This is a genomic window from Novosphingobium sp. ZW T3_23 (assembly GCF_044987305.1).
Lineage (GTDB): Bacteria > Pseudomonadota > Alphaproteobacteria > Sphingomonadales > Sphingomonadaceae > Novosphingobium.
Genome location: NZ_JBJDRF010000097.1, coordinates 1 through 8,771, shown reverse-complemented (window position 1 = coordinate 8,771; position 8,771 = coordinate 1). Strand labels below are relative to the sequence as shown.

The following is an 8,771-nucleotide window of genomic DNA, read 5'->3' as shown; positions in this document are numbered from 1 at the left end:
AACCGCGCAGGCGCTCGTCTCTGCCTTGGTAAAGGCCCATGGCGAAGGGCGCCTGGAAGAGCGACTGTCCTTCCTTGCCAAACCTAAGCTGCTGATCGTTGATGAGCTTGGCTATCTGCCCTTCGACGCAAACGCTGCGCACCTGTTCTTCCAGCTGGTATCTCGCCGCTACGAGCGAGGCGCCATGCTGATCACGTCGAACCGCAGCGTGGGAGAATGGGGAACGGTCTTTGGCGACCCCGTCGTCGCTACCGCCATTCTAGACCGTCTACTGCACCACAGCCACGTCATCACCATCCGCGGCGACAGCTATAGATTGCGCGAAAAGCGGCGGAGTGGCCTTCTGCAGAAGGCCACTCCGCCGATCGATTCCGTTACCGTCTGAGTATGAAAGGGGGGCCCAGTTTTACGTGTCGCCCCCGGCCCAATTCCCGGCGTCGTTTGACAGCCCGAGCGCCATGGATGAGCAAAGTGCGCAAGTACGTGTTGCCACGCTTGGAGATGCCGAGCAGCCTGGGCTTGCCGCCGGTAGTATGTTGCCTGGGTACCAAGCCGAGCCAAGCGCCCAGATCTCGTGCTTTGGCAAAGCTGCTGGCATCGCCCACGGCTGCAATCAAAGCGGTTGCGTTCAACACGCCGATGCCGGGGATGGACGTGAGCCGCCGGGCAGCTACATCATTGCGTGCAAGTTCGATAAACTCGCCGTTCAATGCCTCGATCTTGGTATCAAGCTCGCGCCATTCTGCGCGCAGTTCACCTACCAATTGCCTCAAGCGTGGTGACAGGTTCTTATCCTCAGCGGCCAGCATGGCATCAATGCCGAGCTCCAGCTTGCGCCGCCCAGCCGGGAAAATGGTCCCTCGCTCCAACAGGATCGCCCGCAGTTGGTTGATCAGGCTTCTGCGCTCGGCCACCAGGCGAGACCGGACGCGGTGGAGGGTCTGGATGTCCAACTGCTCTTGGGTCTTGAGTCCGACGAATCGCATCGTCGGGCGCGAGGCGGCCTCGGCGATCCCCTCCGCATCACGATCATCGTTCTTCTGCGCTTTGACATACGGGCGCACGTACTCCGGCGACATCAGTCTGATTTCGTGCCCCTGTGCGGCAAAAAGGCGGCCAAGGTTGTGGGCCCCGCAGCACGCCTCCATTGCAATCACGCAAGCCGGAAGCTTAGTCACGTAATCGATAAGTGTCTGTCGGCGCATCGACCTGCGCACGATGACAGCGCCTGCTGCATCGAGGCCCACGACACTGCAGGCATTCTTGCCCAAATCAACGCCAAGGATCACAATAGACATCGGTCCGCTCCTTTCCTTTTCAAGCACCGGCATCATACCTGATGCCGGGGAAAAGGGGCGGGCCATCCCATAAAGACTGGCCATGCAATCGAGCAGGAACGTCCCGACGTCCTGAAGCAGCGGCATGATTGGTTCGACGGGCAGGTGGACCTCGAGCCGGAACGCCTGGTCTTCATCGATGAAACCTGGACCGCCACCAACATGACCCGCAGCCATGGCCGCTGCGCCAAAGGCGAACGGCTGCGGATGGGTTTCCCTCACGGATACCGCAAGACCACCACGCTGGTCGCGGCTCTACGCATGACCGGCATGGTCGCGCCGATGGTACTGGACGGTCCCATCAACGGCGATTGGTTCGAGGCCTACGTGGCCCAGGTTCTTGTGCCCGAACTGCGGCCCGGTGACGTCGTCATAATGGACAATCTGTCGAGCCATAAGCGCCCGGCAGTTCGCGACCGGATCGAAGCGGCAGGCGCTACACTGCGCTTCCTTCCGCCCTACAGCCCAGACTTCAATCCGATCGAAAAAGCCTTCTCTCGCCTCAAGGCTTTGCTCCGGAAAATCGGCGAGCGAACGGTTAGCGGCCTGTGGAGCCTCATCGGCAAGCTCGTCGACATCTTTCAACCCGCCGAATGCGCCAATTACTTCAGCTCTTGCGGATATGATCCAGACTGATCGAAATCCGCTCTAAAACACCACCCTTGCGCGCCTCATTAGCTTCACAGGCAAGACAGGCTCAATTATAATGTCAGATATGCCTAACAAAAGAACGCTATGTCCCAGATATGAGCTTCAGAGCCCTAACGCTTTGCCTGCCTCGTCGTGGACAAAGGCTGGCTCATAATGTTTGGCCAGCGCGCCGGTCACGCCTATCGCGCGAAGAGGCTGGGCTACCATCATAAAGCGAATGCTGACTAACGCCGAGCCACCCGGAGGCTTCCGCTATCGGATACCCAAGTTCGGTGATCTGGGCCACCGCGTCACGCTTGAACTCATCGCTGTAATTCGGCTTTCCCATCATCGTCTCCTGTCCTCATAGTTAGGGTAGAAGGCGTCCCGAAATCTTGGGCGCTACTCAATCAGCGCGATGCCGAGGCCCACGGTCGTCAGTTCGGCCTGCCCTCTCGTCAACATCTCAGAGCCAGCGGAAGGCGACGCCGTAGCGTTGGGATGTACGCTATCTCGTTTTCGGATCTGCGAAGATACCCTTCGGAACTATCGAACTTCACAGCCGCACCTTGGGCAGTGTCCACGAACTCCCGGACCTGCCGCGTCACGCCTCCTTCTCAAGTATCCGCCGAGTTGCGAGCCGCCATCGTGCAGGAGTAATACCACGCCGCTTCACGAAGGCCCGAGTAAAGTGGCTTTGATCGGAAAATCCACATTCGATCGAGATTTCGGCAAGCGAAAGAGCCGTGTTGTCGATGAGCATGCAGGCTTGAGCAATGCGTTGATCGAGAAACCATCCATAGGGCGCAACTCCAACAGTGTCCGCGAAAGCCTTAATGAAATACGTAGGAGAGAGCCCGCAGGCTGCAGCGATGTCGGCTATCGCCACCTGATCCGAAAGTCGCGCGCGCAACATCGTCGTTGCCGTGTTCACCTGCCAAGTTGCCAAAGTTCGACGGCGGTGAGCCGACTGAGGCGGCGGCCGCGGAGCGTCACTCAACAACGCCCCGGCCGCACGACCTCGTTGGCCCGCATTCATACGTTCCCCGTCGCCATCGCGACCTCCAGTGGGCTGCGAGGATCCAGGCAGCCTATGTCAGGTGATTGCCGGATTCTCTTTGACCACCACCGACTCCGCGCCGGCCATCTGGCGTACGCGATTGAGGGAGGAAGCCCTGTTGTTCCCAATCCGAAGACACCTGCCGACGAAGACACACGCCCTCACTCACGAAAAAAATTTTGTTTGCTACGATCCGCTCGGCGCGTTGGCACTTTCTGAAGTCTCTCGATTCAGCGCAAAATAGGGCGCGAATTTCAACAGCCAGCGCCGTCGATAAACCGCCACCTCGACACGAGAGCCTTCAATGACGCTCACCGTTGTGCCCGGGATCGCACGCTGGTGCAGCGGCGATGCCTATCCGAGGCAACCGAAGCAGCGAGCTGGTCGAAAGCTCTCTCTTCCTCTGCCCAGCCAGAACATCGCAAACCCGTCCCGCGTTAATCTGGTGCAGGCGTCTTTCGTCAGCTGGATCATGCCATGAGGTCCTAGGCGATGTTTGCATCGGCGCGGCAGCCCCTCTTCCATTTTAACGGATAAGTCGGCAACAAGAACGACATGCTGCGCACACTCTATCCGCCTATCGAACCCTATGCCTCTGGATTGCTCGACACCGGCGAAGGCCACAGCATCTACTATGAGCGGTGCGGCACGCCCGGCGCAAAGCCTGCGGTCTTCGTGCACGGCGGCCCCGGCGGCGGGATTTCGCCGGCGCATCGCGGGCTGTTCGATCCGGAGCTCTACGACGTGCTTCTTTTCGACCAGCGAGGCTGCGGCCGGTCGACGCCGCACGCATCGCTTGATGCCAACACGACCTGGCATCTCGTTGCAGACATCGAACGCCTGCGAGAACTCGCAGGCGCCGACCAGTGGCTCGTGTTCGGCGGTTCCTGGGGCTCGACGCTTTCCCTTGCCTACGCGCAAACGCATCCGGAGCGAGTGAGCGAACTGGTCCTGCGGGGCATCTACATGTGCTCCCGGCCGGAACTCGACTGGTTTTACCAGTTCGGCGTCTCGCAACTGTTCCCCGATAAGTACGAGCGCCTCGTGGCGCCAATCCCCGAGGCCGAGCGAGGCGACATCCTGCGCGCCTACCACCGGCGCCTGACAACGGGCTCAACCGAAAAGCAGATCGAGGCCGCACGGGCGTGGAGCCTATTCGAAGGGGAAGTCATTACCCTCCTACCCGACGCTGCTACCACGCAGCAGCACGACGACGGTCATTTCGCGCTCGCCTTCGCGCGACTGGAAACCCACTATTTCGTGAATGACTGTTGGCTCGAGCCCGATCAGCTCCTGCGCGGCGCAGACAGGCTTCGTTCTATTCCAGGGACGATCGTGCATGGCCGCTACGACATGCCCTGCCCCGCCCACTACGCATGGGCGCTTCACAAGGTCTGGCCCGAAGCCCAGTTCCATCTGATCGAAGGTGCAGGTCATGCCTATTCCGAACCGGGCATTCTGGACCGCCTGATCCGCACCACGGATCTGTACGCGAACAAGGCCGAGATCTGACGCCTGGTTTCCCGTCATCGAGTGAGCTGTTTTTTCGGAACCCGCGCGAAGGACGCTTTTCGCTGGTTCCGTGTCTAACCCCACTGCCAGGTCGCTGCTAGCGCGGCGCTCCAGAGTCGCGACGTGGCACCGATCGCGATAGTGGTGCCAGCCGGTCCGTCATCGCTCATTCCGCCCTGTCGAAAAGACTGGGCGGCTCTCGGGAAAGCCGTAGGAACCGAAGCCCTCCAGCTGGCGAAACGCCCGCTTGGCAATGTCCTGCGGATAACCGCGGCCGACCATCCCCTCGATAAGTTCTCCGAGAAATGGGACACGCCGCCCGCCATCTTGAATGTCGCCATCGCGCGGCGCAGCTGGTCGGCTTCTGCGGCGTGAAACCGTGGCACCCAGAATTACTTTTCGCCCAGCACCGCTAATCGGTCCACGGCCCCGGTTGTCAAAAGGAACCCTTAGAGCCGCACAGGCCGGCTGCGCAGGGGAAGCGCCCAGCCGGCAGCGACGCCGCAGCTCTCCTTTCCTCCCTTTCCTCCCTTTCCTCCCTTTCCTCCCTTTCCTCTTTTTCCTCCCTTTCCTCCCTTTCCTCCCTTTCCTCCCTTTCCTCCCATCCCTCCCCTGCCGTTCCCTCTCAACGCCTTCCAAATCACTCTCTCCCCGCGCCGCCCTGAAATCCTCGACGAGCCCGAGCTAACTAGAGAAGCAAAGGCTTCTGCTTCGCATCCGACCGAACATGGTAGCCAGTCGAACGCCGATACCGTAAACCAGAGCGGTCCCGATCCTTTCGCCTCGGATCAACTCACCGAACCCTCTCAGTGCGGCCAGGCTGGGCGAGGTGGGCTGGGCGAGCTCGGTCAGCGAGGGCGAGGGCGATCCCGGCCCAGAACCCGCCTCAGATGCTTCTCCGCTCTGGCGAGGTCCTTCTGAACAGAGCGCGGGTGCATTCCGAACTTCGAGGCGATTTCCGCGAGCGACATCTCGTCTCTCCAGCGTGCCAGGAATACGCCCTTATGTCTCTCCGGCAGAGCATCGAGCCCGGCCCACATGCGGCTCTCCTCGTCGCGGTCGAGTGCCACGATTTCCGGATCCGGCGCACTGTCGGGAAGATCGAGGAACACGATGTCGGGAACTGCGATCTGGCGCGCCGCCTTGCGTCTGGCGTTGCTCGCGAGATTGAGGGCCATCCGGAACAGGTAGGAACGAGGCGTCCGAATATTCCACAAGGGTCCGCCGGTTTCCAGCCGGAGCCAGGCCTCATCGAGCGCCTCGCCGGCCTCGTCGCTCGACGAAAGCCGAAGTGCAAGCCTGTCGCGCAGAACCGAATACTCGGAATTCAGGACGGCCAGGAGACGACCGTTGGAAGGCGCATCGTCGCCCTTCCCTGCATGCATGTCGCCAACCGCTCGGCGCTGCCCCCGAAAGATTGGAAGCTTCGTCATTCCTCCAAGCTGAAGATCGCGTTGCCACCAGTCAGGACAAGAGGATCGAACTTATGATCAGGCCTTCCAGAATATAGATCAACCGCCATAACCACATCCTCGGACAACTACTGAATCTATGTTATTGTATAACGCATCATATCGTTCGCCATATTTCAGTAACGGCCCGCATACATCATCATTGTTAAATTTCTGAAAGCCCATCCCGGACGATCCGGGCCGTACGGAATGGGCAGCTGCTTGCCGGAAGGCGCGCGGCAAAAGAGAATTCATATGCCATCAGGGCTACAACCCGGCGATGGCTGAGACACCTCGAATTCTTAGCGGAAGAGACGTTGTCTCAGCTGCCGTTGTCCAAAGCAGGATCGTCGGGCGCACTAAAGACCATGGCGCCCCGCCAGCGGCAATATCATCATTATGCCCTTCGCATTGCCAAGAGCATAACCGGGTCGGACTGACTACGAAGTGATCTGGGTCTTCAAAATGAGCTACACCACAACGCGTCAGCATGTCAGAAGGAAATGCAAAGGAATTACATTCTAAATACCAGCTGGTAATTCTGGCGTAACTTGTTAAGTTAACGCATTGAGGCGTGGCTGCAATCGCAGTTCGCCGATGCAACATGTGTCAGCGCAATGATGGGTACCTCTTCAGGGAGTTTTCCGCGTTGCAATCTATTTTTATGCCCATAGCGCCGCGGAAACGCGGAACGGCGGGTTTTCAACCTGCGGAAAGTTCCGCGTGGTTCGAGCCGGGCAATCGGCTGTCGACAGGACTATGTAGCAGCAGGAGATCGACCCCGATCGGCTCCTTGATCAAAGCATCCTTGATCGGCGCCCTGATCCCTTTGGCAGGATGCATGAGCCTGCCTGCAGTACGCACGGCGGAATGCGGCTTCGCCCCTGGTCCCGCCGTCACCTTCTCTCTCGACGGCAAGACCGCCCATGCCCGGATCGACGTGCTAACCTACAATATCGAGGGGCTTCCCTGGCCCGCGCGCCGCAATCGTGCGCCCCTCCTGAGAGAAATCGCCCAGCGCTTGGCTGCTTTTCGCGCAGGGGGAAGCGGACCCCAGATTATCGTTTTTCAAGAGGTCTTCAGCAACGCTGCCTCGCGGGCGGTGGTCAGTTCCGGATATCAAAGCCTTACGGCCGGCCCTCGCGCGGGATCTCGGCAGGATCCGAACACCGAAGGCCCGCTGCCCGGACGCCGTCGCATCATGAGAGGGGAAATTCGGTCGAATTTCCTGTCCAGCGGACTGGTAACGGCAACGGACTGGCCGATAATCTCTACCAGCTATCGGCCATTCGCCCGGGGAAGTTGCGCAGGCTTCGACTGCTTGTCGAACAAGGGCGTTCTCTATGCGGAGATTGCAATCCCCGGCGTGCCCGGCACCATCGATGTTTTCAACACGCACATGCAGGCGCGTCGCGCATCACGCGTATCGGAGGAGCGCCATGCCCCGGCGCACCACCGGCAAACCGTCGAGCTTTCGCAGTTCGTCGATTCCACCGGAGATCCCGATCGCCCGACGATCGTCGCCGGTGATTTCAACATGCGCAATTCCGATATCCGCTGGGACCACTTCAAACGAAAGGTCAGAATGGACAATGTCCATCGATTTTGCGCGGACCCCACCGAGGAATGCGAAGTTCTTCAGGATTGGGAGCATCCCGATCAATGGCGCCGAGTTCAGGACAAGCACTTTTTCGCCCCCGGCCAAGTTGTAAAGATCCGGCCGGTGCGCGCCGAAGGGATGTTCGACGATGGGCCAAGCGGCCCGGTGCTGTCCGATCACGAGGGATTCCGCGTGATCTATGAACTGAGTTGGCCGGCGGATGCACAGGCAGTTGGCCTAGACTGCCCCGCTCGGACTGCCACGGTAGGAACGCCCACGCCCTGAGATTTGAAAGTCACGCTACTTCTGGAGAATGGCAATGCGTGCAATCCTTTCTATCACCTGCTCGGCAGTGCTGTTGACCGCGGACGTCGCGATCAGCCAGGAGCCGGAACAGGCGCCAGTTACGTTGCAGAACGAGCGCGCGCAGCCAACGGCGCAAAACCAGGGCGGGCTTGAAGTCATGCTTCACCGCGACGCGCGCTTCGGCGGCCCATTCCAGTCGATCACAGGCCCGCGCACGGATTTGAACCTCGGGTGGGAGGTGCGCTCCATCCGCGTTCGCAGCGGAGAGTGGCAGATCTGCACGGGTCGGAATTATACAGGTCGTTGCACGACCATCGACCGCGACCAGCCGACGCTCAGCCAGCAATTTCGCGATGTGGTATCCGTGCGCCCGACCGGGGGGTGGGGAACAGGCGTTGGCCAATCGCTACGCGGTGCTGCTTCTGAGTTCTTTCCAGCACCTCGCCGAAACGGGGAACGCATTGAATGTCGCGCCGGAGCCAATTGCGCCCGCCAGGAAGCAAACCAGTTCTGTCGCTCATTGGGATGGCTGGTCTCGCGTACCCAGGGAACGGAAACCGTAGGTGGAAAAACTTATGTCACAGATGTCCTCTGCGCTCGCGCGCTCTTGTAGACTGATCGAACGACGATTGCTTCGACGGGGCCGTGACACATGTTGCTGGCGAATGTGGCTAGGGTGAAGCCTCGTGCAAGCTTGGCGACGCAAGGTATGTCGCGAGAACAACGGGCCGGGCGGCGCGCGGCCACACTAGGCCACCGACTCATTATGCCGCAACCAGATGCGGATGGATGCGAGTTGGACTGAGGCAAGGAAGTTGTCGTCGCGTTTGTCGTAGCGGGTAGCTACGGCTCGAAACTGCTTGAGTTTGCTGAAG

Annotated in this window: 7 protein-coding genes and 4 pseudogenes; 5 read left to right on the top strand and 6 right to left on the bottom strand. The window is 60.0% G+C overall.

Annotation, left to right across the window (positions count from 1 at the left end; all coding sequences use genetic code 11):
- Positions 1 to 385, top strand: a 385-nt coding sequence (locus ACI3K3_RS24870; RefSeq protein WP_404918662.1) for an ATP-binding protein, incomplete at its 5' end; no start/stop codon positions are given.
- On the opposite strand, the gene ACI3K3_RS24865 is transcribed toward ACI3K3_RS24870, so the two are convergent.
- The gene (locus ACI3K3_RS24865; RefSeq protein ID WP_404918664.1) at positions 375 to 1,298 is read right to left on the bottom strand and encodes an IS110 family transposase; all 924 of its coding nucleotides are present in this window, start codon (positions 1,296 to 1,298) and stop codon (positions 375 to 377) included. The genes ACI3K3_RS24870 and ACI3K3_RS24865 overlap by 11 nt on opposite strands.
- 72 nt (positions 1,299 to 1,370) lie before the next feature.
- On the opposite strand from ACI3K3_RS24865, the pseudogene ACI3K3_RS24860 reads away from it, so the two are divergent.
- Positions 1,371 to 1,973 (top strand): annotated as a pseudogene (locus tag ACI3K3_RS24860) (IS630 family transposase); the annotation flags it as partial.
- 223 nt (positions 1,974 to 2,196) lie between these two features.
- Here the strand turns inward: ACI3K3_RS24860 and ACI3K3_RS24855 are convergent.
- Together ACI3K3_RS24855 and ACI3K3_RS24850 are read right to left on the bottom strand one after the other, a co-directional pair.
- Positions 2,197 to 2,316 (bottom strand): annotated as a pseudogene (locus ACI3K3_RS24855) (transposase); the annotation flags it as partial.
- 255 nt (positions 2,317 to 2,571) lie between these two features.
- The gene (locus ACI3K3_RS24850; RefSeq protein WP_404918660.1) at positions 2,572 to 2,901 is read right to left on the bottom strand and encodes a helix-turn-helix transcriptional regulator; all 330 of its coding nucleotides are present in this window, start codon (positions 2,899 to 2,901) and stop codon (positions 2,572 to 2,574) included.
- Between the two features lie 681 nt (positions 2,902 to 3,582).
- Between ACI3K3_RS24850 and pip the strand changes: the two genes are divergently transcribed.
- Complete coding sequence (gene pip / locus ACI3K3_RS24845; protein WP_404918658.1) at positions 3,583 to 4,539, top strand: prolyl aminopeptidase; 957 nt, start codon at positions 3,583 to 3,585, stop codon at positions 4,537 to 4,539.
- A gap of 195 nt (positions 4,540 to 4,734) precedes the next feature.
- Here pip and ACI3K3_RS24840 read toward each other — a convergent pair.
- Positions 4,735 to 4,916 (bottom strand): annotated as a pseudogene (locus ACI3K3_RS24840) (hypothetical protein); the annotation flags it as partial.
- A 471-nt stretch (positions 4,917 to 5,387) separates the two neighbouring features.
- On the bottom strand, positions 5,388 to 5,924 hold the full coding sequence (locus ACI3K3_RS24835) for an RNA polymerase sigma factor (RefSeq protein WP_404918656.1): 537 nt from the start codon (positions 5,922 to 5,924) through the stop codon (positions 5,388 to 5,390).
- 859 nt (positions 5,925 to 6,783) lie between these two features.
- Here ACI3K3_RS24835 and ACI3K3_RS24830 point away from each other — a divergent pair.
- Together ACI3K3_RS24830 and ACI3K3_RS24825 are read left to right on the top strand one after the other, a co-directional pair.
- Positions 6,784 to 7,875 carry an endonuclease/exonuclease/phosphatase family protein gene (locus tag ACI3K3_RS24830; RefSeq protein ID WP_404918654.1) on the top strand — a complete coding sequence of 364 codons (1,092 nt, stop codon included), beginning with the start codon at positions 6,784 to 6,786 and terminating at the stop codon, positions 7,873 to 7,875.
- A gap of 34 nt (positions 7,876 to 7,909) precedes the next feature.
- Positions 7,910 to 8,509 carry a hypothetical protein gene (locus ACI3K3_RS24825; RefSeq protein WP_404918652.1) on the top strand — a complete coding sequence of 200 codons (600 nt, stop codon included), beginning with the start codon at positions 7,910 to 7,912 and terminating at the stop codon, positions 8,507 to 8,509.
- Positions 8,510 to 8,644: 135 nt separating this feature from the next.
- Here ACI3K3_RS24825 and ACI3K3_RS24820 read toward each other — a convergent pair.
- Positions 8,645 to 8,771 (bottom strand): annotated as a pseudogene (locus tag ACI3K3_RS24820) (IS5/IS1182 family transposase); the annotation flags it as partial.

Excerpts from the sequence above, each read along its gene's own strand:
- ACI3K3_RS24865 (WP_404918664.1), bottom strand. The coding sequence starts at position 1,298 with ATGTCTATTGTGATCCTTGGCGTTGATTTGGGCAAGAATGCCTGCAGT.
- pip (WP_404918658.1), top strand. The coding sequence starts at position 3,583 with ATGCTGCGCACACTCTATCCGCCTATCGAACCCTATGCCTCTGGATTG.
- ACI3K3_RS24835 (WP_404918656.1), bottom strand. The coding sequence starts at position 5,924 with ATGCATGCAGGGAAGGGCGACGATGCGCCTTCCAACGGTCGTCTCCTG.
- ACI3K3_RS24825 (WP_404918652.1), top strand. The coding sequence starts at position 7,910 with ATGCGTGCAATCCTTTCTATCACCTGCTCGGCAGTGCTGTTGACCGCG.